Source organism: Marimonas lutisalis, from assembly GCF_005434965.1.
GTDB lineage: Bacteria > Pseudomonadota > Alphaproteobacteria > Rhodobacterales > Rhodobacteraceae > Marimonas_A > Marimonas_A lutisalis.
In genome coordinates this window covers 68355-92362 of the sequence record NZ_SKCI01000006.1, presented here as the reverse complement: position 1 = coordinate 92362, position 24008 = coordinate 68355, and the positions used below count along the sequence as shown (strand labels likewise).

Genomic DNA, 24008 nt, shown 5'->3' with positions numbered 1-24008 from the left:
GTCCAGCGGCCACCGGGTGTGTCCGGTTCAAAGGTTTGTTTTGTCGTGGTTTTCAGCGGATCGCGGGTGGATGCCGACTATGGGTGGCTTCCCAAAAAACCGGCCCTGTCGCTAGCGACATTGCGCGCTTCGCCCGCCCGTATACGTTTCGGGCCCGGAAGGACCCGCAAAGTCAGTGGGTTAGCCGATTGGACCCCAGCTGGACTCCGGCTTCAGCAGGGGTATCCACCACGAAAACGGGGAGAGCCGTCTTCCAACGCACTCTCCCCATCATGCCCTACGGGTAGCACGATAATGTTGCATGTGTCGAACACAAAAGTGTTGCAACATATTGGAGTCGCTCAGACATTCAGCCTCGAGGCGATCTTGGTCAAAGCCAGTTTGTGCTTGCGCCATGCCGTTGTGCGGTCGACGCCCAGCTCGCCGCTGATCTGCTTCCAGGGCACGCGGGCGGCGCGAGACCAGATCAGCTTGCGTTCCTCCTCCTCGATCCAGAGCACCCAGTCGAAGGTCTGCTCGAGTCGGGTGATGGCGGCGGCTGACGGCCAGACCCGCATCGGCTGCGGATCCATCGCCGCGATCTCTCGCGCTGATCGCACAATGTCTGGCCAAGCGTTGAAATACCCGCGTACCTTGACCGGCGGCAGCTTTCGCAGCGTGCGAAACGCTTCCTCGAAATGGTCAGCGACGTCGACGGCAGTCCATGTCTTCTTCTCACCCATGGCGCACCTCCCCAACGGGGCGTGGTCCATAGAGCTTGGTGCCCAGTTGTTCGACGAGCTCGCGTTCTGGCCAAGTCAGGCGATGGTCATCGACTGAGACCGCCAGCACGCCTTGCTCGCGCCAGCCGTCACGCTTGACCTCTTCGGGTGAACGGCGCTGGCCGCCGTAGCCTTTGGGGAAGTAGCTCATGCCACACCTCCCTGCGTCTCGATCGCCCAGTGCAAGATCGCGATGGCATCGGCCTCATTGTCGTCAACAGGACTGAACCCTCGCGCCTTGGCGGCAGCGATCATGGCGGCTTTGTTGGCGTTGCCCTTGCCAGTAGCGTGGCGCTTGATGGTTCCGACCGGCACACCTTCGTAGGGAATGCCTCGCAGCTCGGCCCAGCTGGTCAAGGACGCCATAAGCCCGCCATAGACATGTGCTGCATCGGTGCCGGCGTGACGGCGCACCTCTTCAAACCAGATTGTGCCAACCGGGCCGCTCAGCCGATCCAGTTCGGTGAGCCAATTGGTGAAGCGTAGATAGCGCATGCCGCCACCATCGTAGCGGCCGGGTTTGAACGACGCGGTGCCTGTGGTGACCAGCCCGTCAAAGCCACGGAGCGCCCAGCCGGTGGTGGTGCCAAGATCGAGCGCCAGGATGGGACGCAGTTTTTGTGATTGGGTCATGACGACCTCCTCTTCGTTGTGCTGGACGCGGCGAGAGGGCTGGCCGGTGAAGGCTGCGGGCTCGCCAGGCCCCGAAGGGTTGTCTGGTCATGTCAGGTGCTGGGCACATGAGCGGCCCGGCACTTCTTTCAGTTTCTTCAGGCGGGCGGCTTGAAAGAAGTCTCGCCCTAAGTCTCTGGTCTGTATGGCTAATATACCTTCTTTCAATATTTCAATTATTTCATGGGGTACATCATCCTATTTCCAGCCGCGCGCAAGAACACATACATACAAGGCTCCTCTTGAAAGATTGAAAGAAGTGAAGGAAGGCAAAACCGTTCATGTTTTCAGATGCTTGCCCCTGAACTTCCTTCAATTGAAGAAATCCCGCGTTTGAAAGAAGCTAGCCAGAGAGCCGGTACACCATGGCCCGGCGCCCCCCGGTGTCCCGCATGCCGGTGGTGATGTCGCCGCTTTCGATCAGAGTCAGCAGGATCTCGTCACGATCCCGCGCCTTCAGCCATTGGGAGGACCGGGTGATCTCGGATTTGGTGATGCCCTTGGCACCGGCCGCGCGAATGATCTCTTTCAGCCGCTTCAGGTGAGCCTCCGTTTCGGTATCGGCCACGTGCCGCTCAATGGCTTCCATGGTTCTGGCCGCGAAATGCCGCACGAAACCGATGGCCCATTCCGCCGCGCTGAGATCGATTATGGGTCGCGCCGGGTCGCGACCGACGGCCACGATAAGCGCCAGCTTGAGGGAGTTCTCACCGATCCGGGCAAGGATCGCGGTGAACGCCGTGCCGCGGGCCGCTCGCAATTCCTCTGTCAGCGTGCCACTCAACTCCTTGAAACGGGCTTTGGCCTCGTCTGACATCGGCACCGTGATGGGGGTCACCGCTGTTGTCTGGCCCGCGGTCATTCCGGTGAGATTACCGCTTTGCAGACCGCCCCCGGCCGCCAAGGCCTTGAGCCCGTGGATCAGTCCGGGAGGTGCCTGCCGAATACCGGCTGCGAGGTTTTCGTCGGGGTAATCGTCGTCGCTGGGCAGGATGAGAAACCGTGCGAGCGATCCATCCACGACATTCGCGCCCTGCAGCGCGCCCCAGAAATGCAGGGGCGTGGTTGTGCCATAGACACAGAGACAGGGCTGATTGATGTCGCGCCGTTCATTCGAGCCGTCTCGGTTGGCGTATTCGGCCCCCAGGAATACCCCGCCGGCCGCTGTGTAGAGCTCGGTCATGTTGTCGAGGATCTCAGTGATGTGGCGCGGGCTTCGCTTGCGGTCGGCGGCGGCCGACAGGAACATGCCGAACTCATCGATCTGAAACAGGATCGCGGGCTGGCGATGCAGCGCTGTCAGGAGGCCTGCCCCCGAGGCAATCTTGTTGCCGCCGAGGTGATGGGCGAGCCCGGCTTCAAAGAACACCTCGTTGATGATTTCCCGCGCGTGGTTCTTGCCTGACCCGCTATCGGCGATGCCGACGATGTAGAGGTTTGAACGCAGATTGCTCTCGGTCCGGTAGTTCCGTCCCATGAGCGCGCCGATGGCACAGAGACTTGCGCCGAGTGACAGAAGAGGCTGCGGCCGTCGCGCGGTCGACAGCATGTAGGCGGTCAGATCCCCGACCAGCCCGTCCGGCATGTGCAGCGTGTAGGCGGTGTGATCGTCCGTTTCCTTGCTGGGTTTCGATGTGCCGCCCAACTGTGACAACAATCCTGCGGCGGGGTGGGCTTCCGCGCAGTCCATAGATCCATCGAGGCGCAGCGAGGCGTCTGGTTTCCAGCCGCGCTCCAAGGCGAGATGGTAGATCGACCCCGCGCCGATCCGGTCCGGTTTGAAGCTTGCCCAGGCCTTGAGCGTAGTCCCCGGTACGTCCTTTGCAGCCTGTGCCGACCATTGCGCGAAAACATCCTTGCCCTCATCGCCAAGCGCGCCTTTGAGCGCCATGCCGATCCGCATCCAACTGTCGTAATCAAGCTCGGCATTTGGCAGCCACTCGAGAGCCGCTTGAATGGCCGGCATCGTGCCTGTCTGGCTGTGCCCGGTAAGATGTGGGTGCGCTGAGGGCTTCACGATGAACCCGCGCTGACGAACCGCTTCTGGCAGCATTGCCTGAGCTACCTCAAGAAAGGCCGCCGCCGCATCGGCCGTGATAGCCGGGAGCTCGGAGATATCGAGGTCGGCCAGACCTTCCTCGGGCCAAGCATAGGGTGCGCCCGTGTCGGGATGAGTGGCATAGGCCAGAAACTGTTGTCCGAGGCAGAGCACCTCTAGCGGATGGCGTTTGATGCCGCGAAACGGCTCTGCCGCACGATAGACCAGCAAACGCTTGGGGGCGCGCCCGATGCGTAGCGCCGGTGTGTCGCCGAGGCGATCACGCGCCAACTTCTCGATCTTCAAAGCGAGCTCAGCATCTTCGGCAATGTCGATGTCGATGGCGGCAACCGCGCCACCAACCAGCCCGACACCGCAATCAGGCCAGGCGGACCATGTCGCGACTTCGACCTCAGTCGTGGGGCGCGCGGCATGGCGGTTCCACTCCGGATAATCCACCCAAGCGCCACGTTGGAAACGGCCGGGCTTCTTGGTCCCCGGCGCAATGGGCAGGATGGCGTAGCCATTGGTGACAAGCCGCGCACCGTAGCGCGCCATGTGGGAGGAGTTCTGCATCAGAACGGCACCTCCTGCACCATACCGTCGAGCCGGGTGCGATCCCGCGCGGCAAGCTCGCGCAGGTGATCGCAATACCCAGTGACCACGACATTAATGAACTGATCCCATTCGGTCGCGCTCAAGGTCGCAAGATCGGATTTGCCGATGCTCTCCAGAAAAGCTCCGCCTTCCTGACCGCCGACGGTCATTGCCTCGGTCTCGTTGGGTGTGGGGTCGATCATGCCCTTCCTCCCATGGCAGATGTCCTGGCACGTCCGGCTGCAGAGGGACTTGCGGCTTTGATCTCGCCGCGGGTCCGAGACGGGGAAGACTGGCTCGAACCAGCCAAACCCGCGAGGTTGCCGGTGGCAGACGGCGCAGAGGCCGTTGTGGAATGCGTGCATGGGTCAAACCTGTAACCGGTGATCTCGAAATAGCGGCCCGACGGACGGACCGAGATATGGCTGGGACGGGATAGGCTGCGGGACAGCGCCAGGACCTCGTTCACACTGCGCGGTACGGGCTGACCGGGCGCACGCTTGCGCCACCAGTCTTCTGCCTTTCGCCGCGCGTAGCCCTGATGCTCGAAGCAGATCCACTCCTGATAGGTCGTGAGCCCGCAGCTATAGGTCACTTTCAGCGAAGGCCGACCGCCCCGCTTGTCATGGCGGCTGTAGGACACGTTGCTCACGGCGACCCATTGCGGTGCCTTGGGCGACAGGACGGGCAAAGTGGCTGCGGTCGGCGCGATCTTCACCTCACGCGGCGGGAACACATAACCGCAATCCGGGCATTCCGCCGCCGAGAGTGCGACGATGCTATCGCAGTCCGGGCAGACCTTGGTCGGCGCCTCGCCCCCGCCGCCATCACCGGGGCGTTTGGGTCGCACCAGGTCGATCGGTCCGTGGCGACGGACATTGCCCGCGAAGTCCAGCACCAGGCAATTCTCTTTGCCGGGCGCGAGACGGGTGCCGCGCCCGACCATCTGCACATAGAGCCCGGCTGATTGCGTGGGACGCAGGAGCGCAATCAGGTCGACGCCGGGCGCGTTGAAGCCGGTGGTTAGCACGCCCATCGAGGCCAGCGCCCGGATTTCTCCCCGCTTGAAGGCGGCAAGGATCGCATCGCGCTCGTCCTTCGGCGTGTCGCCGAAGATCGTGCGGCAGCTGATGCCCTGGCGGCCGAATTCCTCCGCCACATGACGCGCATGCTCAACGCCCGAGCAGAAGGCCAGCCAGGATTTCCGGTCACGGCCATGCTCGATGATCTCGGTGACGGCCGCCCGAGTTATGGCGTCCTGGTCGACCGCCGCCGCCAGATCACGCGCAATGAAATCGCCCGCGCGGGTGCCCACCTTCGAGACGTCGAGCCGGGTTGCAGGCTGTTTCGAGACCAGAGGGCTCAGGTAGCCTGCGTCGATCAGTTCGCGGACCGGGGCCTCGTAGGCGATGTCGGTGAAGAGCGCGTTCTGCCCCTCGTGCAGCATCCCGCAGTCGAGCCGGAACGGCGTGGCGGTCAGCCCGATCACCTTGAGCGCTGGGTTGATCGCCTTCAGCGCGTCGAGAAAGCGCCGATACATCGTGCTCGATTTGCCCGGGATCAGATGTGCCTCGTCGATCAGCACAAGATCGGTGTGGCCGATCTCGGCCGCGCGGCGGTGGATCGACTGGATGCCGGCGAAGAGGATCCGCGCCTGAGCTTCGCGCTTGCCGAGGCCCGCCGAATAGATGCCCGCCGGGGCATCGGGCCAGAGGCCGATCATCTCGGCGTGGTTCTGGGCGATCAACTCGCGCACATGGGTCACGATCAGTATGCGCTGATCGAGCCAGGCCTTCAGCACGCCCTCGATGAAGGCCGCCATGACCAGCGACTTGCCGCCCGCGGTCGGGATGACGACCAGCGGATTGCCGGTGTGGGTCTGGAAATAGCCGTAGATCGAGGTGATCGCGGCTTCTTGATACGGTCGCAGGGTCAGCATGGCGCGGCCTCCGGGGAACGGGCGTCATTGGTCCAGGTCGAGCCATCAGCCACGCGGTAGGTGACGAGATCGTCGCCCGCATCGATGACCTCTCCCGGGATGAGATCGGGGATGAAGAGATGGCGTCCGCAGGCCGCGCGTTGCTCCGCCGGAGCCAGCATCCGGTCGTGCCGCGCGCAGTGCCAACCGCCGTCGACCGGCGTCGTATGCAGGCAGGACCGGCAGGTCACCGCAACGCCACCGCCTTCATGGCAGGCCGCATGGTGATCGCAGAACCGGCATTCGAACCAGGCCGGGTCCTCGCTGATCCGCGCAGGCGGATGCTGGGCGAAGATGATGCGCCCAGCCTTTTCCAGCAGGCGTTCGGCTATGGCGCTGTCAGCCTTGATGCGTTCGATGTGCAGCGCGTCGGTGTCCTTGCAGACCGCGACGTAGAGGGCGCGCGTGATGCCCGTCAGGTGCATGTAGATCTGCATCTGCGCGGCGTGCTGAGGCTTCGCCAGAACGACGCCCTTGGCAGTAAACTCGTTGAAGCTCTTGACCGAGTGGGTCTTGAATTCAAGCACATGCCAGGTCTTGGGCGCCTCCAGGAGCCCAAGGGCCACGCCGTCGAGCGATCCGCCGAAATGCCCGCCATGGGCCTCGACCCGGAACTGGCGGCCGGTCTCGGGATCGACCTCAAGCACGGTCGCCCCGGTGGCACGCAGGTTGCGCACGAGCCGGTCCTCTTCCAGCTGGCCCGTTTCAAAGAGGCGCAGCAGGCGGCCGGAATGGCGCGCGGGCGTGATCCAGCGGAAATCGTACCAAAGCGCGCGGGCGCAGGATTTGCCGATGATCGACGCCCCGAGGTGGTCGCGGAAACCATCACCCTGGCGCACCTCATAGTCGGCATAGATCGCCGTCAGCGTCGGCGTGGGGGCTTCGGGAAGTTCTGCCATCACAGTCCCTCCCGTTCGCTACGGGCCTGGGCCTCGGCCAGAATGCCATCCCAGGTCTCGCGGTCATGGCGTTCGCGCAGGACGCCGATCAGCGCGTCCTTGAGTTTTTCGCGGCGACGGCGGCCGGTGCCCTGAGCGAGCAGTTCCGCGCGCTCGCGGCACAAGTGGCGCAGGGCCGTGCGGGCCCGGTGGAACCAGTCCGGATCGATGGGCTTCTGGCCCCGCTGCCGCGCGAGGTCGGCCGTTGCGATCTGCGTGCGGATCTTGGCGATGGCATCGTCGAGCTCGATCAGCCGGCGCTGATCATCAGGCAAATTGGGGCTGTTCACAGCCGCAAGGGCTGCGTTGGTCATGTCAGTCATGGGAGTATCCTCAGATGGGGTTGCGCGCTGCCCCGTCAGTCAGGGCGCAGGGCAGCGCGAAGGCTCAGCCCTTCTTGTTCCAGGGCGCGGAGGCCATTTTCGCAGGGGGCGTGGAGGCGCTCCCGCCATTGGGCGGTGTCGCAGCTTGCTGGGCTGCCGCTCCGGGCTCGGGCAGCAGGTAGCGAATGCCGTTGCTCTCGCCGTAGCCGTTCTTGGGCGGTTTGACCGTCACCTGAATGGTCATCGGGATGAGATGCAGCTCCTCGCTGTCACTGACCTGCATCTTGCCGGTGGCGTGACAGATCGCCGAAAGCGTCCGCTGCGCGATTTCCACCGTGGTCGGGTTCGGGTTTACCAGGTTCAGCTGGTCAAAGATCTTCCGACCCTTGTGTTCACCCTCCAGGATATCGAGCATCAACCACAGGAATTGGCCCATCCCATTGCGGGTCACGCGCATCTCGCTTTCGACGATCTGGGCGCGGTACTTGCCTGCGGGAAGGACCTCGTAGGCGGTGGTGGGTTCGACGCCGGTCGCGTCAAAGGACGTATCGAAACGTGCCATGGTATTGTCCTTTCTTGATTATTCAGGCTGCGGCATCGCGCCGAGGAACTCCGGCCACGAAAGCGGCAGGGTGTCCGGCAGGCCGTAACGGTTCTTGGCGAGGAAGGCGGGGCGCTCTTCGGTGTGCATGACGCGCGCACCGGACCCGAGCGCCCGGGTCACCTTCTTGTTGAAGCCGACATCGGATTTCGCGACCGAGATCTGATAGTTGGCGAATAGCACCACGTCCGAATGCTCCTGCAGCAGCGCCGAGGCGCGGGTCTGCAGCTTGATCACATAGCGGTCGTAGGGCTCGTGCTCGGGGCTGTCGAAGCGCTTGATGTCGGTATGGGCGATCTGGATGACCACCATGCCTTTGCGGTCGCGCAGCGCGTTGAGCTTGTCGAGATATTCACGCCAGATGGTCAGCGCCTCGGCATAGCCCTTGCCAAAGCCCGGCGTCTCGATCGAGGCCCAGCCGTTGCGTTTGCAGGCCTCGGCCCAGATCAGCGGCTCCAGCCAGTCGACGCTGTCGACGACGATTGTGCCGAAATCGTGGTCCTCGTTCGAGAGCGCATCGAGGGCCTCGGACACCTCCGCATAGCTGGTCGCGAGCGGGAAATGCGGGACCTGCAGCTTGCCCAGGCCATCCTCGGTCATGAGGAAGACGGGCCGGTGGGCATCGGCCGCGAAGGTTGATTTGCCGACTCCGGCCACACCGTGGATCAGGATGCGTGGCGGCTGAAGCACCGAAGCTGTGCTCAGGGAAGCGAGCGAAATGGCCATCAGCGCACCTCCTCGTTCAGCACGAGGCGGAACTTGGGATTGCCGGTGCGGACCGTGCGCGCGGGCTCGAAGCCCTTGCGCCAGCTCTCCGGGAGCGCGGCGTATTTGCGTTCCGACACCTTCAGCGTGGTCTCAATGAACTCGGCAGGGTTTTCGCCCGATGCGGCGATGGTTTCGGCCAGTTCTGCCAGCGCGCGCTGATCCCAATCGATGCGTTTTGGCAGATCAGCGATCACGGTGACGCCGTCATCCTCGAACCGGATCGTGCCGGTGTCCTTGCCCGCCTCCTGGCGGCTGTCATGGGCGCGGTCGGCATATTTCAAGGCGATCGCGCCTTCGAGCCAGTCGGACACCGTCTTGGCCCGCTGGAGGTCTTGCTGTGCCGCCTCTTGCAGCAGCGCCAGTTGATCTGCGGAAAGCGCAGCGATCTCGCCGACGGGCATGGCGGGAAGATCCGCGAGTGTGATGTGGTTAGGGATCGTCATTGCAGCCCCCTTACGCTGACATCGGGCGATGGGGTTCGCCGTCTGCGCCACGGATCTGCTCGGCCTCGAATGCCTCGACATCTTCGAGGCGGTAAATCACGCGGCCTCCGAGCTTGATGAATTTCGGGCCTTCGCCCGTCCACCGCCAACGCTCCAGCGTCCGGTGCGAGATGTTCCAGCGAGCTGCCAGCTCGATCTGGGAAAGGTGCCTTGTCGCCATGTGAACCTCCTTGGGGATTGTGCGAACAGTTGCGGAACCAACATCGCGGAGGGGGTGGGAGGCACCGGGGAGGCAGCCGGGAGGCAAACTGGAAGTTCGAAAAGATCTCCGCGCCGAAATCAAAAAAGGCCGCCCCAAGGACGGCCTTTTTCAAAAATCATGCAGGCGCGGCGTAACCTAAAACGGCTTGGGGCCAAGATCTTCTTGGATGCGTGCCAGCAGTAACCGACAGGCTACGCGTCGATATCCCAAAGGTAGTTGATGTTGCGGATATAGGTTTCAACCTTATGCACATCGTCTTGGATCAGATACTGATGGAATATCTCATATCCGTCCTTCGCCAAAGACGGGACATCGGTCATCTCGCCAAAGGTGATGGCCCAAGAGTCCCCATGCTCGGCGTCGACCACCTCGTTGATGACCCGGGTAACCTCTTCCCGGTAGGCGCGCTTCTGGTTATCGCTCAGACGGGCAGCAGACATCGAGTTGAACACGACGGTCACGCCGCCCTTCCGCTCGCCGATCATGGATACTGCGTGCAGAAGGCCAGCCATGAGCAGCGCTTCCACGCATGGAATGATCCGCTCATCATGGTCTTCATCCCAGATGATCGCGACGTTTTGGACAGAAGCCTGCTGACGCAATTCGCCTTTTTCCGATCGCCAAGACAACGCTTGGACTACGGAATAGTGCGTGCCGCGACCGATGTGACCGGTCGGAGTAGGTTCATCATAGATGCAGTGGAGGTGGGGAGAATACTTCGGAGTATCATGCTGAGGCATGAGCTTTTCCTTTCATTTAGAACTTTTTCAGACGGCTTGCGCCATCGCTCTTTGCAGGTTCCCCTGCCGCGCTGCAGCCTTCCGGCATTCACGCATGACTCCGGGCTCTTCAACCCGACCGTCACGTCAAAAGTAGAGGCGTCACGTTCTCGTTTCAAGTGTGAGGCCTGCCAAATTCGGGCGAAACATCAATCACGGCTCAATCCAGCAGTTGCCATCGTCAAATCTGATGAAGGTTTGCCAATCATCACGTCGGCCAAAGGCTTTCTTGAGCGAGTTGACCTGGCCACCATATCCTGCCTCTTCCAGCACCGCTGCAACCCGAAGAACCGGTGAACCGGACCAGTAGGCGGCAAACAAGATCTGTAGAAGCAGCCGCTGTTTGTCGCCACCGAAGCTGAGGGTCTTGTCACCATGCCAAACGAGCCCGCAGTCATCCGAATGATCTATCGGGAACCGTCGCTGCGCCTGCCCGGGGAACACCCGCGCCCCGAGAATCTGCGGTGAGATCGCGAGCTTGGCCGGATCACTCGCAACATCCGCAACATTGATAATGTGATTTCGCTTCTGGGAGGTCTCTGGGATTCGCTCACCGGGCGTCGAGGTCAGAATGATGCGGATTTCCTGTGGCGGCTTGCGTGCGATCCGCGCCTCAAGCTGCGCCCAGACCCCCGGGTCGTTGAGCCGTCGGGCGAACCAGAAGGGCACCGGGGCTTTCGCTCCGGCAAGCTTGATGGTTCCCGCATCAAAGATGAGATCGGCGATCAAGGGTGTCGGACGGGAGGGCCCGGCACGCTCGAACGCCACCAGCATCTTGGCGAGGGCCAGACCATAATCGATCCTACACGCCGCGATGTCCTGATCGGTCACAGTGATCCAGCGGCCAGTGCTGTCGTGATAGCCGTACGATTGCAGTTTGGCCGACCACGTCGCCTCAAACGGCTCATCTTCGTAGTCGTCCATACCCGCAACGACCGGGACATGCCCGCTCGGAACCAGCAGGTTGGCCTTCAACAATGCGTCTGTCGCAGCGCGCGAGACCTGGTCCAGCGCCGATACCTGAAGCGACGGGCTGCGGGCTTCCATGGCCCGCAGCAGAAGGTCGATCGCACGCCTACTCAAGGACGTCGCCTTCGTCGTTGTCATCTTTCAGGATGCCCCAGAGCCGCAGGTACTTCTCGCCGATCAGGCGCTCTTGCGGCGTCATGTCCTTCAGGTTGCAGCCATGCGGCATGGTCACGGTCAGAGACAGAGACTTGCCGCGCCCGCCGGATGGACCGGGGTGGAACTTGATCGTGAAACGCGCCCGGGTGATCACCCACTCCGGCACCTCACCGGTAACCCCGTGGGCGAAGGACCCTCCGCCGATGTCCAGACCAATGCGATGCTCGGCCATCTGCCAGATCGTCCGGTCCGCGCCCGACATGGATTCCAGCGTGATGCGTTCCTTTGCATCGCCGAGATCCATCAAACGCAATTCCTTGACGGTAACGCCCGCGATCCCGTCCGCCGGATCGGTCGGAAAATCGAACGGCTGAAGAAGCATGCTGAGATCGTATTCCCGCAGCGGCAGCTGTTGCTTCTCGTCAATGGTAATGCCGAGCAGATCCCGCGCCATAAAACGCGTCAGATCCATGCGATCCTCGCGGGTCTTGGCCACGACCTCGATCACGCCGGTCGCTGCTTCATAGGTCAGCGCAGCCTCGAATACCGGCTTGACGATGCGGCGGGACAAGGTGCTGTTGGCATCGAAACCCAGCATGTCCTCGGGACGGCCTTCACGGTAGACGGCCACCTGAACGAGTTCGCATTCCAAACCGTCGAGGATCACCCGGTGACGGTCAAAGATGTCGACATGCACGTTGGGCGTCTCAAACCGCTCACGGATCGCGGCAGTGAAGGCAGCAATCGAGATCGGGTCTTTCTTTACGTTCAGACCTTCATCGACACCGAAGCCGCTCCAGGACCGCCCACGCCGGCGCTCGTCGTTATAGCGGACCTCTTCGGCCAGCCGGAACCGGTCTGCCTCGTTCAAGAACACCCAGAGTGACCGATTGTTGGGGCCCTCGAGCGTGTCGAACGTCGCGCGATCCAGCACGACATTCTGCAAGGCATTCTGTCCGGGCTCATCTGCGAGGGCCGCAACGCGCCCAGCGTCAAGGATGACGCGCTGCTTTTCAGCCTCGTCCATGTCGTCGACTGCCTTGATCAAGGGCTCGACAACCTCCGGCTCGGGTTTGGTCCAGTCGACCGGAGGAAGGGAGGTGAAGCCGCCTGCGGTAAAGTAGTCCTGCAGCCGGGGAATCGGGGTTTTGCGGAGGAAGGAAGCAATCGCTGTCATGACGTGGCCTTTCTAAGCCTGGGAGGGAGGAGGACGACAGAATCGCGAAAATGCGATACGATCATGTTCGATATATACCGAACAAACCGTCAGGTCTACTTGCGCGGCACAATTTTGTTCGGCATATCGAACAAGCGTCCTCCAACCAAGGAAACCAAGGATGATACGATGACCACGTCCCTCGGCGCCAAGATTAAGCGCCACCGCAAGGAGAAGGGATACTCCCTCGACAAGCTCGCGGCGCTGACCGACTCCAGCAAAAGCTATCTTTGGGAGCTCGAGAACCGCGACACACGAAAACCTTCCGGCGAAAAGCTGACCCGCATTGCCCAAGCACTGGAGGTCACGACCGACTATCTGCTCGATGACAGCGAGGAGCCCGGTGACGAGGTTCTGAAGGAGGCGTTCTTCCGCAAGTTCAGCAAGCTCGATCCCGAAGACCAACAGAAAATCAACCAGATGATCGATATGTGGGGAAAGAAGGATTGAGCCTGCCCACGACACCACAGGGTTGGGCGATCCGCCTGACGCAGATCCTGTCGCTGCACCAAGCAGCCCATGGCCTGCCTCGGTTCCCCATCGATGTGGCGGGGCTCGCGCAGGATTTCTCGCGTCAGGTCTTTCCGGACGCGCCGATCACAATGGTCGGCGGACTGGACCTGTCCAAGGACATCGAAGGCATGCTGATGCCCAATCCTGACGGTTCCGGAGAGTGGGGCATCATCTACAACGAGACGGTCCGCTCGCCGGGGCGGCGCAACTTCACGCTGGCCCATGAGCTGGGCCATTACCTACTTCACCGGCAGCTGCATCCACAGGGACTGCAATGCACCAACCGCAACATGGCTGATTGGGATGAGGCTCGGGACAAGATCGAGGCGGAGGCAAACACATTCGCCTCCTACCTGCTAATGCCGCTGGACGACTTCCGCGAACAGATCAAAGGACGGATCGTCGACATCGACGTGATGACCGAACTCGCAGATCGATATGCCGTATCGCTCACAGCCGCGATCCTGAAATGGATGACGGTCACCGACAAGCGCGCGATGATCGTGGTTGGCAAGGAAGGCTTCATCGACTGGGCCTGGTCCAGCGAACCGCTGTTGAAATCCGGGATCTTCTACCGGGCACGCCAAATCGTGACGGAATTGCCCGCAGCGTCATTGGCGGCGCAGGAAGTCGATTGGGACACAGGTCGCCACGGCGTTGAGCATCCGGCCGGGGTCTGGCTGGGCAACGAACCGGTCCGCGAGATGACGGTGTTCTCCCCGGGCAACGAGATGTCGATCTCATTGCTCCTCTATCCCGACCAGGCGCCCTCGCGTTGGGAGATGGCCGAGCTCGAGGAAGAAGCTACCGTCGATGCGTTCGACAAATTCATGGGCGGTTCCGGGCGGTGATTCGCCATGAGGCCCGGTTAGGACGGCCAATGAACTGACAAAGCGCATACGCAGATTTGCGCGGCTCTTCGCACAGGTCGTAAACTTCCACAAATTATTGATTTACTTGTGTTTTCCTGATTTCGCGATACCATTCGGGCATCATCTCAATCGCGAAAAGTCGCCATGTCACCTGATCCAGCAGGCCCGATTTCCGGGCCCAATCCCCTGTGCCCTGAGCGCATGTCGCCTGAGGCGCGCCTTAAAGAAATCGGCCACATCCTCGCTGCCGGCTTGGTTCGTGTTCTGGCCGAGAAGTCCAGCTCTTTATCTGCCGAAACCGGAGACCGTTTCGTGGACTTACCGCCCCGAAAGAGCGGTGGTCGTCGCAGGAAACGTATCCGTATCGGAGGAATTGATGAAGCATCACAATAAGATAACACCGCCCGCGCCGGGCCAGGATGCCAGCCTTGACCAAACGGTCCTGTCGCGTCTGGCCGCGTTAAAGACCTTGTCCGTCAAGGAATTGAAGGCCGAATGGGAAACCCTGATGGGCAGCTCAGCGCCCAACAACAGCCGCGCATTCTTGGAAGGCAGGCTCGCCTATCGCATTCAGGAACTGACCTATGGCGGGCCAGATCGTGAATCGCGGCGGATGCTCGATCTGCTCGCCGACGAGGTCGAAGGGATTGCGCGCCGCAAGCATCAGATCACGGACCCTCGCAATCCCGTCCCGGGCACACAGCTCATCCGCGACTGGAACGGCGTCGAGCATACGGTGACCGTTTTGAAAGACGGCTTCGATTGGGAGGGCCGCAAGTACAAGTCGCTCTCCAGCGTTGCTCGCGAGATCACTGGTACGCGCTGGAACGGTTACCGTTTCTTCGGCCTGCAAACCCGTTCGCGGGAGGTTTGACCATGGATAGCAACACGCGTCCGAACCGCCGCTTGCGCTGCGCGATCTACACCCGCAAGTCCACCGAGGAGGGGCTCGACATGGAGTTCAACAGCCTCGATGCACAGCGCGAGGCCTGCGAGGCCTACATCGCCAGTCAGCGCTCCGAGGGCTGGGCCTGCCTGCGCGAGCGTTACGACGACGGCGGGTTTTCCGGTGGCACGCTGGACCGCCCGGCGTTAAAACAGCTGATCGCCGATGTCGAAGACGGCCTCGTTGATGTGATCGTGGTCTACAAGATCGACCGCCTCAGCCGCGCCCTGATGGATTTTTCGAAGCTAGTCGAGCTTTTCGATCGGCACGGCGTGACCTTCGTGTCGGTGACCCAGTCCTTCAACACGACAACGTCGATGGGGCGGCTCACACTGAACATCTTGCTCAGTTTCGCGCAGTTCGAGCGGGAGGTGACGGCAGAGCGGATCCGCGACAAGGTCGCCGCCTCCCGGAAGAAGGGCATGTGGATGGGCGGATACATCCCCCTCGGGTACGATGTTGTCGACCGCAAGCTCATCGTGAACGAGGACGAGGCGGCACAGGTGCAGCGGATATTCGGGCGCTTCGTCGAACTTGGGTCCGCCACCATGCTGGCGCGGGAACTCCGCCGCGAGGGAGCCCGCAACAAGCAAGGGACGCTGATCGACAAGGGCTATCTCTACCGGCTTCTCAAGAACCGAGTTTATCGTGGTGAAGCCGTCCACAAGGGCAAATCCTATCCCGGTGAGCATGATGCCATCATTGACGAGGCCCTCTGGGACCGCGCCCACGCCATCCTGCAGGAGAGTCCCCGCAAGCGGGCTAACAACAGCCGCGCGCAGACGCCCGCGCTGCTGAAGGGGCTGATCTTCAGCGAAAATGGTGCCGCTATGACGCCGACCAGCACGAAGAAGGGGGCGAAGCTTTATCGGTACTACGTTTCCATGGACGTGATCCGGAACCGCGAGACCGGCGAGAAAGCAGTTCCGATGCGACTCTCCGCTGGAATGGTCGAAGAGGCGGTGGTGACCGAAATCCGCCGGATCCTGCAAACGCCGGAGGTGGTCACGCAGGTACTATCGGCGCTGAAAACGACCACCGCCAATATCTCCGAAGCCGACGCCTTGGGGGCGCTCCACGAATTCGACACGCTGTGGGCACAACTCTTTCCGGCCGAGCAAGCCCGGATCGTCCAGCTCCTCGTTCGACGCATCACGGTGACGGCGGCCGGGCTCGAGGTCGATATCCGGCGCGAGGGCATCGCCGGGGTCATCCGCGAGATGTTCGCTCCACGCGAAATGGAGGCGGCCGAATGACAAAGCCTGACGACACGATCCGCATCCTGATCCCTCTCAAGCTGCGCAAGAAGAACGGGAGACCGAAGATTCTGCCCCCCGCCGAGCACGCCTCTAGCGCGGATCAGGCACAGGATCCTCACATCCTGCGCGCCATCGGCCGCGCATGGAGCTGGCGCCGCTGGATGGAGGCAGGTGAGTTCGCGACAATCCAGGAACTGGCCGATGCCGTCGGTCTGGCTGAGCGGCATGTTAGCCGCCAGTTGCGGCTGGCATACCTCGCGCCAGAGGTGCTCAAGCGACTGACCTGCGGCCGCGAGGCGTCGGCGGTCAGTCTTTACGATTTGTGTTTTCTTGCTGGGAAGACATGGCAGGAGCAGCCGATGCGAGTATTTGATTGAGACCAAAAAGCTCGGTTCGTCGGTTCGCCCGTATCTGTTCTGCCTAGAAATCGACAGCCATCAATTGTTTGCGTCTTTCGACATCTTGATCCGGACAATCTTGCCGAGCCTGGCACAGATGAAATCAACGCGTAGTCCGGTAGCCGAGCTTTTGTCGAGATCCACCACAAAGGAAGGCGCATCGAAGAAATCGTCGAGCTTCAGCCCTCCTTTTTTCATCGTCGCTTTTTTCAGAATACCGGTCCGTCGCTTGTTGGAGTCCTGGCGACGAAAGATGAACTTGTAGCGGCCGTCCAAGTCCTCGAAGTCATCTAGATCATAGAGGGCGAGTTGAGCTCCATCCCGCGCTCGGAAAGCCAAGATATTGCCCGTACGCTTTGGGCGCCTTGGTTTTCCTGTCGGACGTTTGTTGTCGGTACACGGATGTTTTGGCCACGGCCAGCCAAGGTCATCGAAGAAGACTCTTCCACCGTTGGGCGACTGATAGAAAAAGACCGTCTCACCACAAACTGGGCAAGTCGCGTTTGGAACAACATACGAGCGCAGAGAGCGAAAAGGGGAACTATCCGACGATGTACGAGAGACCCGGAAACCCCGGCACCAACCACCATTGGTGTGGATCGGCGTCGGGCGCCCATCAACGTACCTGAAAACAATCGGCTCTCCACAAACATCACAGGTCGGCATTCTAGACTTTATACCTTGTTCATCTGGTAATCATCGATCGTCGATGCCCGCTGGTCGGCTCCCCACCGAAGTTCGCTTCAGCGACGTTCTGTCTTCGCCCCTCGAATTCGACGCCCGCCTCGCGCCGATCGGTCAGAAGCACTCGGCGATGCTCGGTTGTGCAATAGCGGGGCTCAGCAATATCGTCGGTCAGCATCGCAAAGAAACCCGCGACTAACGGGTCGTTTTCTTCATATGTCCTGGGCGCATTCGACATGCCGCCAAGCTATGAGCGGAAAGCCTCGTTGTCATCAGAGACTTCTCGCGGTCTTTCGCATCAGCCCGCACAATCACGCCGCCTTCGGGTGTCTCTGTTTGCACCCCTAGCGGTCAAAATCACCGCAACTGCGGCGCAGTCTATTCTCGCCAAGCGTCTGAAAAGACGTCCAGTTTCAAATCCGTCCCGATCTGGATGGAGGGCGGATGGAAAGAGACGCGGGGCGTTCGGAGACCGATTTCGGGCTAAGGTCCAGTCTCCGAAAGTCGCATGGCCTCGTTAAACCCCTTTGAACCAAAAAGAAAAAAGGCCCCGCTAGGGACCTCATCTCGGGTTCGCGAAGTGTTAGTGGCGGAGACGAAGGGATTCGAACCCTCGAGACGGTTTCCCGCCTACTCCCTTAGCAGGGGAGCGCCTTCGACCACTCGGCCACGTCTCCGCCGACCCGTTTAATGATCCGGGCGGGCGGGGACAAGGGCGAATGCGCTAAAAAATTCGCTCTCCCTGGTGGGATAATTCAGGCGGCAAGGACCTTGAGCACGCGATCGGGGTCGGCGTCGATCAGGCGCAGCAGCTGGTAGGCCGGACCGCCAGGGCGGCGGTGGCCGCGTTCCCAGGCGCTGTAACCGAAATCGCTCATTCCCATCAGCTCGGCCATCTGGGACTGATCCAGCGCGGCCTTCTCGCGCACTGCGCGCGGGTCCGGGGTATCGTCCGCTTCGGTAGGGGTCTCGATTTTTTCTTGCATTTTCAATGCAGTAGACATTTTTTCTGCTCCTCAATATCCATCCCGGCTTGTTTAGCGCCGGGCTTTTCAGATGGGGGAAAGCAGCGGGTTGGAACCACGCGTTCTGGTGTGATTGACGCGCGGGCCACCCACCGACCACCCGCTTGCGTTTGCGCAAACAGGCTTTGAAAATCATATAGTTATCTTGTGACTTTCATGACGGCACCTTAACGCGCCGAACGCAGAAAATCAAATCCGGCCCGACCAGGGCCCGGTTACGCGTTGAACTACGCGTTGAACAGGAAGTGCAGAACGTCGCCGTCCTTGACCTCGTATCCCTTGCCTTCGGCGCGCATCTTGCCGGCCTCTTTCGCGCCCTGTTCGCCGTTGCAGGCGATGTAATCGGCATAGGCGATGGTTTCGGCGCGGATGAAACCGCGCTCGAAATCGCCGTGAATGACGCCGGCAGCCTGCGGCGCGAGCGTGCCGCGTTTGATTGTCCAGGCGCGCGCCTCTTTCGGGCCAACGGTAAAATACGTCTCAAGGTTTAACAGCTCGTAACCGGCCCGTATCAGGCGGTCGAGCCCCGGCTCGGAGAGGCCCATTTCCTCGAGGAACATGGCGGCCTCGTCATCGTCGAGCTGGCTGATCTCTTCCTCGATCCGCGCCGAGATCACGACGGTGGCGTTGCCCTCGGCCTCGGCCATGCGGGCCACGGCCTCGGAATGGGCGTTGCCGGTGGCGGCCTCTTCCTCGGACACGTTGCAGACGTAGAGTACCGGCTTCGTCGTCAGCAGCTGGAGCATTTTCCAGGCCTTCGCATCCTCGTCATCGACCTCGACAACGCGGGCGGGCTTGCCCGCTTCGAGGACCTCAAGCGCCTGTTTCATAAGGCGTTCCTGCTGCACGGCCTCCTTGTCGCCGCCGCGGACCTTGCGGACGATATTCTGCAGGCGCTTCTCGATCGATTCGATGTCGGCGAGCATCAGTTCGGTCTCGATGGTTTCGGCATCGGCCACCGGATCGACGCGGCCTTCGACATGGGTCACGTCGCCATCCTCGAAACAGCGCAGCACGTGGGCGATGGCGTCGACCTCGCGGATATTGGCGAGAAACTGGTTGCCGAGCCCCTCGCCTTTGGAGGCGCCCTTGACCAGGCCGGCGATGTCGACAAAGGTCATCCGGGTCGGGATGATCTGCTTGGACCCGGCGATTTTCGCAAGTTTATCAAGACGTTCATCGGGAACGGCGACCTCGCCTACATTGGGCTCGATCGTGCAGAAGGGGAAGTTCGCGGCCTGTGCGGCGGCGGTTTTCGTCAGCGCGTTGAAGAGCGTGGATTTGCCCACGTTCGGCAGGCCGACGATGCCCATCTTGAAGCCCATGATACTGTCCTTTCAGCGCAGATTGCGGGCGCATCTAGGGGGCGAAGGGGCCCATGGTCAACCCCTGCGAAACAAAGGTTAAGACCAGCGCGCGATCGGAAATCAGGGGGGTGACTTGCGTGCACCGCCCAGCTGACATCCGGCTGCCGGGAAAATCGCAACGCTTTGTTAACCGCCGGGGTTAACGCACCGCGCGCTCCCCTGCCCCGGCGCAACGCAATGGGCAATTGATTTCTCCGCCGATTTTCTGCAAACCGCCCGGAACAGACATTCACCCCCGGGGAGGGACAGCATGACACGGATCGATGCCAAATTCGCCAAGCTGAAGGCGGACGGGAAGAAGGCTTTTGTCGCCTACGTGATGGCCGGCGATCCGGATTACGCGACATCGCTGGAGATCGTCAAAGGCCTGCCGGGCGCCGGCGTAGACGTGATCGAGCTGGGCCTGCCCTTTACCGATCCGATGGCTGACGGCCCGACGATCCAGCTGGCCGGGCAGCGCGCGCTGGAAGGCGGCATGACGCTGCAGAAGACGCTGGAACTGGCCACCGAGTTCCGCAAGGACGACGACGAAACCCCGATCGTGCTGATGGGGTATTACAACCCGATCTACAGCCGCGGCGTCGACCGGTTTCTGGACGATGCGAAGAAGGCAGGAATTGACGGGTTGATCGTGGTGGACCTGCCGCCTGAGGAAGATGACGAGCTGTGCATTCCGGCGCAGAAGGCGGGGATGAACTTCATCCGGCTCGCGACGCCCACCACCGATGACAGGCGCCTGCCGAAGGTGATGACCAACACCAGCGGTTTCGTTTACTACGTGTCGATCACCGGCATCACCGGCGCGGCCGAGGCGGACGCAGGCGACGTGGCCCCCGAGGTGGCGCGGATCAAGCGCGCGACCGACCTGCCGATCGTGGTTGGTTTCGGCATCAACTCGCCCGAAAAGGCTGAGGCCATCGCCAGCGTTGCCGATGGCGCGGTGGTGGGCAGCGCGATTGTCAGCCGGATCGGCAAGGGCGAGGCCCCCGCCGATGTGCTGGCCTTCGTGAAATCGCTGGCGGACGGGGCGCACCGGGCCTGAGCGCGGTGCTGTCCACGCTTCTTCTGATCAAGATCGCGGTTACGCTGGTCGCCGTTCTGGGGCTGGCCTGGGTGGCCGAGCACGTGAGCCCGCGGCTGGCCGGGATTCTGGCGGGCTTTCCGCTGGGCCTGGCGATCATCCTGTTTTTCGTGACCCTGGAGCAGGGGCCGGAGTTCGGCCGGGAGGCCGCTTTTGCCGCCATCGGCGGGCTGTCGGCCAACGCGGTTCTGGCGCTGGCCTATGCGGCGGTGGCAAGAGGCACCGGATGGATCGCGGCGATTTGGGCGGGCGCGATCGCCACGGTTGCGTTCCTGGGCGTGGCGGCGGTGATGCGCGGTTTGATGCCGGGTGTTCTGCTGTCTGTCGCGATTACCTGCGCGGTGCTGGCACTGGTCTGGTGGGCCCTGCGGCAGATGGCGGATGTGCGGATCGCGAGGCAGGCGCGGCTGGGCCCGCTGGAGGTGGCGATCCGGGCCGGGATGGCAGCCGCGACCGTGCTGCTGATCACCGGGATCGCGGGCCTGGTGGGGCCGGTCTGGTCAGGGCTGCTAGCCGGGTTCCCGGTGGTGGCCTTTCCGCTGCTTCTGATCCTGCACGCACGCCATGGGCGGGCGCCGGTGGTGACGATGGTCAAGAGCTATCCGATCGGGCTGACGACGCTGGTGATCTATGCGCTGGTGGTGGCCGCGGCCTTTCCGGTGCTGGGGGCCGGCGGCGGCACGCTGGTGGGGCTGGCGGCGGCGGTGCCGTGGCTGGCCGGGCTGTCGGCGCTGCGCGGGCGTCAGGCCTGAACCGAGCCGATATCGCTGCGCGCAATCGCGGTGGCCTTGAGGATGGCAAAACAGTCGCGGCCGGGTTCGAGGCCGATTTCAGCCACGGCGCGCGAGGTGATGCGTGCAAGCAGGCGGTCTTCGCCACAGCGCAGCGACACGGCGGCACCGGGCCCGTGCCCCTGCTGAACCGTCTCGACCGTGACCGGCAGCACGTTGCGCGCCGAGATGGCGCGGGGGGCCTCGGCGGCAAGGATGATGTCGGAAGCGAGCAGGCGCAGCCGCAGACGGGTGCCCACCGGGGCGCCGACGCCCATGACCCAGAGCGCGCCGCCGGAGATACGCAACCGGCTGAGCCCGTCAGGCGCATGCGCTTCGACCGTCGCGGTGAGGATCGCGCCCGCCTCGCGGATGCCGAACTGGGGCATCAGGGCGGGATCGGAGAGTAGGTCCTGGGCCGGACCGGCGCGCAGGACCCGGCCCTGATCGAGCATCACGATATGGTCGGACAGGCGGGCGATCTCGGCCACGGAATGCGATACGTAGAGGATGGGCGGGCCGGCCTGATCGCGCAGGCGTTCGAGATAGGGCAGAATCTCCTCTTTGCGCGGGCCATCGAGCGCGGCAAGCGGTTCATCCATCAAGAGCAGGCGCGGACGCATCAGCAGCGCACGGGCCAGCGCGACGCGGGATTTTTCACCGCCCGAGAGCGCTCCGGGGCGGCGGTTCATCAGCGCGGTGATGCCCAGCAGATCGGTGATGCGGCTTTCCTGCGCCGCATCCACGCCCCCCGCGAGCCGCGCGCCATAGCGGATGTTCTGGGCGACCGAGAAATGCGGGAAAAGCCGGTTGTCCTGAAACACCACGCCCACGCGGCGGTGGTGAGCTAGAAGATGCGTTCCCGTTTCGGCATTGAAGAGATCGCTGCCAGCGAAGGCGATGCGCCCGGCATCGGGGCGCGAGAGGCCGGCGATGGCGTTGACGATCGAGGATTTACCAGCCCCCGACGCCCCGAAAAGCGCGGTGACACCCGGCCCCGCCTGAAACGCGGCCTCAAGCGTGAAGGCGCCGAGGCGCTGGCGGATATCCAGGGTCAGCGTCATTTGCCGGCGATCCTGTCGGCAACGCGGCGGCCAAGCCAGTCGGACATCAACACTGCGCCCACAGCGACGATGAGCGCGAGCGCGACAAGGCGGAGCGCGGCCGGTTCGCCGCCCGGCACCTGCAGGAAGGCGTAGATCGCCGAGGGCAGCGTCTGGGTTTCGCCGGGGATGTTGGCGACAAAGGTGATGGTGGCGCCAAATTCGCCCAGTGCCTTGGCAAAGCCTAGCACGGCGCCCGCCAGCACGCCGGGCGCGATGAGCGGCAGGGTCACGGTGAAAAACACCCGCGCACGGCCAGCGCCCAACGTGGCGGCGGCCTGTTCCAGCTTGGGATCGACCGCCTCGAACGCAAGCCGGATGGCGCGCACCATGAGCGGGAAACCCATGATCCCGGCGGCCAGCGCCGCGCCGGTCCAGCGGAAGGCGAAGACGAGGCCGAACGCGTTTTCGAGAAAGGCGCCGGCCGGACCGTTGCGCCCGAAGGTCAGAAGCAGCAGGTAGCCGGTGACGACCGGCGGCAGCACCAGCGGCAGGTGCACCAGCGCGCTGAGCACCGGCTTGCCCCAGAAGCTGCGGCGCGCAAGGGCCCAGGCCGTGAGGATTGCAAGCGGCAAGGCGACGAGAACCGCCCAGAGCGAAACCTTGAGCGAGAGTGTCAGCGCCGCGAGTTCCTCGGGGCCGAGCATCACTGTGCAACCCCGAGCGGCGTGAAGCCATGCGCAGCAAAGATAACTGCTGCCTGCGGGCCGGAGAGATAGGCAAGCAAGGCCGCCGCGGCGGGACTGTCTGAGACCTGGGCCGCGGGATAGGTGATGGGCGGGTGGCTGTCGGCGGGAATGTCATAAAGCACGGAAACGCCGGGATCGGCCTGCGCGTCGGAGGCATAGACGACGCCCAATGGCGCCTCGCCGCGCGACACCAGCGCCAGCGCGGCGCGGACGTTCTCGGTTTCGGCGAGGTGGGGCGCGAGCGCGGGCCAGAGGCCAGCGCTTTCGAGCCAGGCCCTGGCGTAGATGCCGGCGGGTACGGCGTTGACCTGCCCCAGGGCCAACCGGCCATCGCCGAGACGGGCCAGCATGGCCTGTTCCGATGCGTCGAGCGGCGCGGCCCCCGCAGGGCCGATCAGCACCAGCCGGTTGCCGAGCAGATCGCGCCGGCTGTCGGGCATCAGAACGCCCTGCCCTTCGAGCCAGTCCATCCATTGCGGATTGGCCAGGATCACCAGATCAGCGGGGGCGCCCTGGGCCACCTGTCGCGCCATAGCGGCGCTGCCGCCGTAGGAGGCGACGATCCGCGCACCATCGTAGCTTTCGGCCACGGCATCGAGCGCATCGCGGAGGCTGGCGGCCGCAAAAACGGTCACTCGCGCAGGCGCATCGGCGAGCGCGGCGCCGGTCAGCAGGACAAGTGCTAGAAGGGTGTGACACAGAACTTTCATCGGCGGCGACTATCATGGAAGGCACCCCACCACGCAAGAGGGCGCAGGCGCGCACCGAAAGGCGCAAAATGTGCCCAGTTTTCGTGCGCC

General features: G+C 62.8%; 30 protein-coding genes and 1 tRNA gene. 8 read left to right on the top strand and 23 right to left on the bottom strand.

The features are described 5' to 3' along the window. Positions 1-341 precede the first annotated feature (341 nt). From E0501_RS19910 to E0501_RS19840, 15 genes are all read right to left on the bottom strand, one after another. Positions 342-722: a DUF6362 family protein gene (locus tag E0501_RS19910; RefSeq protein ID WP_137703165.1), complete on the bottom strand. Its 381-nt coding sequence runs from the start codon at positions 720-722 to the stop codon at positions 342-344. Next, positions 715-912, bottom strand: a complete 198-nt coding sequence (locus E0501_RS19905; RefSeq protein WP_137703164.1) for a hypothetical protein — start codon at positions 910-912, stop codon at positions 715-717. Before E0501_RS19905 ends, E0501_RS19910 begins: the two co-directional genes overlap by 8 nt. Then, positions 909-1394 (bottom strand): hypothetical protein, encoded by a 486-nt coding sequence (locus E0501_RS19900; protein WP_137703163.1) that lies wholly within the window; start codon positions 1392-1394, stop codon positions 909-911. The genes E0501_RS19905 and E0501_RS19900 overlap by 4 nt, the downstream gene beginning before the upstream one ends. A 382-nt stretch (positions 1395-1776) precedes the next feature. Then, on the bottom strand, positions 1777-4047 hold the full coding sequence (locus tag E0501_RS19895) for a PriCT-2 domain-containing protein (protein ID WP_137703162.1): 2271 nt from the start codon (positions 4045-4047) through the stop codon (positions 1777-1779). After that, on the bottom strand, positions 4047-4271 hold the full coding sequence (locus E0501_RS19890; protein ID WP_137703161.1) for a DUF6511 domain-containing protein: 225 nt from the start codon (positions 4269-4271) through the stop codon (positions 4047-4049). Before E0501_RS19890 ends, E0501_RS19895 begins: the two co-directional genes overlap by 1 nt. After that, positions 4268-6007, bottom strand: a complete 1740-nt coding sequence (locus E0501_RS19885) for a DEAD/DEAH box helicase (RefSeq protein WP_137703160.1) — start codon at positions 6005-6007, stop codon at positions 4268-4270. The genes E0501_RS19890 and E0501_RS19885 overlap by 4 nt, the downstream gene beginning before the upstream one ends. Next, positions 6001-6945 carry a PDDEXK family nuclease gene (locus tag E0501_RS19880; protein ID WP_137703159.1) on the bottom strand — a complete coding sequence of 315 codons (945 nt, stop codon included), beginning with the start codon at positions 6943-6945 and terminating at the stop codon, positions 6001-6003. The genes E0501_RS19885 and E0501_RS19880 overlap by 7 nt, the downstream gene beginning before the upstream one ends. Continuing rightward, positions 6945-7307 (bottom strand): hypothetical protein, encoded by a 363-nt coding sequence (locus E0501_RS19875; RefSeq protein WP_205123525.1) that lies wholly within the window; start codon positions 7305-7307, stop codon positions 6945-6947. The genes E0501_RS19880 and E0501_RS19875 overlap by 1 nt, the downstream gene beginning before the upstream one ends. Before the next feature lie 64 nt (positions 7308-7371). Further along, positions 7372-7869, bottom strand: coding sequence for a DUF669 domain-containing protein (locus E0501_RS19870; protein WP_137703158.1), 498 nt, complete (start codon positions 7867-7869; stop codon positions 7372-7374). Between the two features lie 18 nt (positions 7870-7887). Next, a complete protein-coding gene (locus E0501_RS19865) occupies positions 7888-8634 on the bottom strand; it encodes an ATP-binding protein (RefSeq protein WP_137703157.1) in 747 nt (248 codons plus the stop codon). Then, positions 8634-9119 carry a hypothetical protein gene (locus E0501_RS19860; protein ID WP_137703156.1) on the bottom strand — a complete coding sequence of 162 codons (486 nt, stop codon included), beginning with the start codon at positions 9117-9119 and terminating at the stop codon, positions 8634-8636. Before E0501_RS19860 ends, E0501_RS19865 begins: the two co-directional genes overlap by 1 nt. A gap of 10 nt (positions 9120-9129) precedes the next feature. Then, complete coding sequence (locus E0501_RS19855) at positions 9130-9339, bottom strand: helix-turn-helix transcriptional regulator (RefSeq protein WP_036175309.1); 210 nt, start codon at positions 9337-9339, stop codon at positions 9130-9132. A 233-nt stretch (positions 9340-9572) separates the two neighbouring features. Then, a complete protein-coding gene (locus E0501_RS19850) occupies positions 9573-10121 on the bottom strand; it encodes a hypothetical protein (protein ID WP_137703155.1) in 549 nt (182 codons plus the stop codon). A 192-nt stretch (positions 10122-10313) separates the two neighbouring features. Further along, complete coding sequence (locus E0501_RS19845) at positions 10314-11207, bottom strand: hypothetical protein (protein WP_137703154.1); 894 nt, start codon at positions 11205-11207, stop codon at positions 10314-10316. A gap of 28 nt (positions 11208-11235) precedes the next feature. After that, positions 11236-12462 carry a hypothetical protein gene (locus E0501_RS19840; protein ID WP_137703153.1) on the bottom strand — a complete coding sequence of 409 codons (1227 nt, stop codon included), beginning with the start codon at positions 12460-12462 and terminating at the stop codon, positions 11236-11238. Positions 12463-12630: 168 nt separating this feature from the next. Between E0501_RS19840 and E0501_RS19835 the strand changes: the two genes are divergently transcribed. The 6 genes from E0501_RS19835 (at position 12631) to E0501_RS19810 (ending at position 16468) form a co-directional block, all read left to right on the top strand. Further along, on the top strand, positions 12631-12951 hold the full coding sequence (locus E0501_RS19835; protein ID WP_036175300.1) for a helix-turn-helix domain-containing protein: 321 nt from the start codon (positions 12631-12633) through the stop codon (positions 12949-12951). After that, positions 12948-13865 (top strand): ImmA/IrrE family metallo-endopeptidase, encoded by a 918-nt coding sequence (locus E0501_RS19830; RefSeq protein ID WP_137703152.1) that lies wholly within the window; start codon positions 12948-12950, stop codon positions 13863-13865. Before E0501_RS19835 ends, E0501_RS19830 begins: the two co-directional genes overlap by 4 nt. Before the next feature lie 222 nt (positions 13866-14087). Next, positions 14088-14279 (top strand): hypothetical protein, encoded by a 192-nt coding sequence (locus tag E0501_RS19825; RefSeq protein WP_137703151.1) that lies wholly within the window; start codon positions 14088-14090, stop codon positions 14277-14279. After that, positions 14263-14760 carry a DUF2924 domain-containing protein gene (locus E0501_RS19820; RefSeq protein WP_137703150.1) on the top strand — a complete coding sequence of 166 codons (498 nt, stop codon included), beginning with the start codon at positions 14263-14265 and terminating at the stop codon, positions 14758-14760. Before E0501_RS19825 ends, E0501_RS19820 begins: the two co-directional genes overlap by 17 nt. A gap of 2 nt (positions 14761-14762) precedes the next feature. Next, positions 14763-16088: a recombinase family protein gene (locus E0501_RS19815; protein WP_137703149.1), complete on the top strand. Its 1326-nt coding sequence runs from the start codon at positions 14763-14765 to the stop codon at positions 16086-16088. Continuing rightward, positions 16085-16468 carry a hypothetical protein gene (locus E0501_RS19810; protein ID WP_137703148.1) on the top strand — a complete coding sequence of 128 codons (384 nt, stop codon included), beginning with the start codon at positions 16085-16087 and terminating at the stop codon, positions 16466-16468. Before E0501_RS19815 ends, E0501_RS19810 begins: the two co-directional genes overlap by 4 nt. 60 nt (positions 16469-16528) lie before the next feature. Here E0501_RS19810 and E0501_RS19805 read toward each other — a convergent pair whose 3' ends face one another. From E0501_RS19805 to ychF, 5 genes are all read right to left on the bottom strand, one after another. Next, positions 16529-16828 carry a hypothetical protein gene (locus E0501_RS19805; protein ID WP_137703147.1) on the bottom strand — a complete coding sequence of 100 codons (300 nt, stop codon included), beginning with the start codon at positions 16826-16828 and terminating at the stop codon, positions 16529-16531. 346 nt (positions 16829-17174) lie between these two features. Next, a complete protein-coding gene (locus E0501_RS19800; RefSeq protein ID WP_137703146.1) occupies positions 17175-17411 on the bottom strand; it encodes a hypothetical protein in 237 nt (78 codons plus the stop codon). A gap of 349 nt (positions 17412-17760) precedes the next feature. After that, positions 17761-17850 (bottom strand) — tRNA-Ser (locus E0501_RS19795). A gap of 78 nt (positions 17851-17928) precedes the next feature. Next, a complete protein-coding gene (locus tag E0501_RS19790) occupies positions 17929-18177 on the bottom strand; it encodes a helix-turn-helix domain-containing protein (protein WP_137703145.1) in 249 nt (82 codons plus the stop codon). A gap of 248 nt (positions 18178-18425) precedes the next feature. After that, positions 18426-19523 carry a redox-regulated ATPase YchF gene (gene ychF, locus E0501_RS19785; protein WP_137703144.1) on the bottom strand — a complete coding sequence of 366 codons (1098 nt, stop codon included), beginning with the start codon at positions 19521-19523 and terminating at the stop codon, positions 18426-18428. Between the two features lie 292 nt (positions 19524-19815). Between ychF and trpA the strand changes: the two genes are divergently transcribed. Both trpA and E0501_RS19775 read left to right on the top strand, forming a co-directional pair. Further along, complete coding sequence (gene trpA, locus E0501_RS19780; RefSeq protein WP_137703143.1) at positions 19816-20607, top strand: tryptophan synthase subunit alpha; 792 nt, start codon at positions 19816-19818, stop codon at positions 20605-20607. A gap of 5 nt (positions 20608-20612) precedes the next feature. Continuing rightward, positions 20613-21398: a hypothetical protein gene (locus E0501_RS19775; RefSeq protein ID WP_137703142.1), complete on the top strand. Its 786-nt coding sequence runs from the start codon at positions 20613-20615 to the stop codon at positions 21396-21398. Here the strand turns inward: E0501_RS19775 and modC are convergent. From modC to modA, 3 genes are read right to left on the bottom strand one after another with little or no spacing between them, the layout of a single operon-like run. After that, positions 21389-22480 (bottom strand): molybdenum ABC transporter ATP-binding protein, encoded by a 1092-nt coding sequence (gene modC, locus E0501_RS19770; protein WP_137703141.1) that lies wholly within the window; start codon positions 22478-22480, stop codon positions 21389-21391. The genes E0501_RS19775 and modC overlap by 10 nt on opposite strands. Next, positions 22477-23166 (bottom strand): molybdate ABC transporter permease subunit, encoded by a 690-nt coding sequence (gene modB / locus E0501_RS19765; protein ID WP_137703140.1) that lies wholly within the window; start codon positions 23164-23166, stop codon positions 22477-22479. The genes modC and modB overlap by 4 nt, the downstream gene beginning before the upstream one ends. After that, the gene (modA, locus tag E0501_RS19760) at positions 23166-23918 is read right to left on the bottom strand and encodes a molybdate ABC transporter substrate-binding protein (RefSeq protein ID WP_137703139.1); all 753 of its coding nucleotides are present in this window, start codon (positions 23916-23918) and stop codon (positions 23166-23168) included. Before modA ends, modB begins: the two co-directional genes overlap by 1 nt. Between the last annotated feature and the right edge of the window lie 90 nt (positions 23919-24008).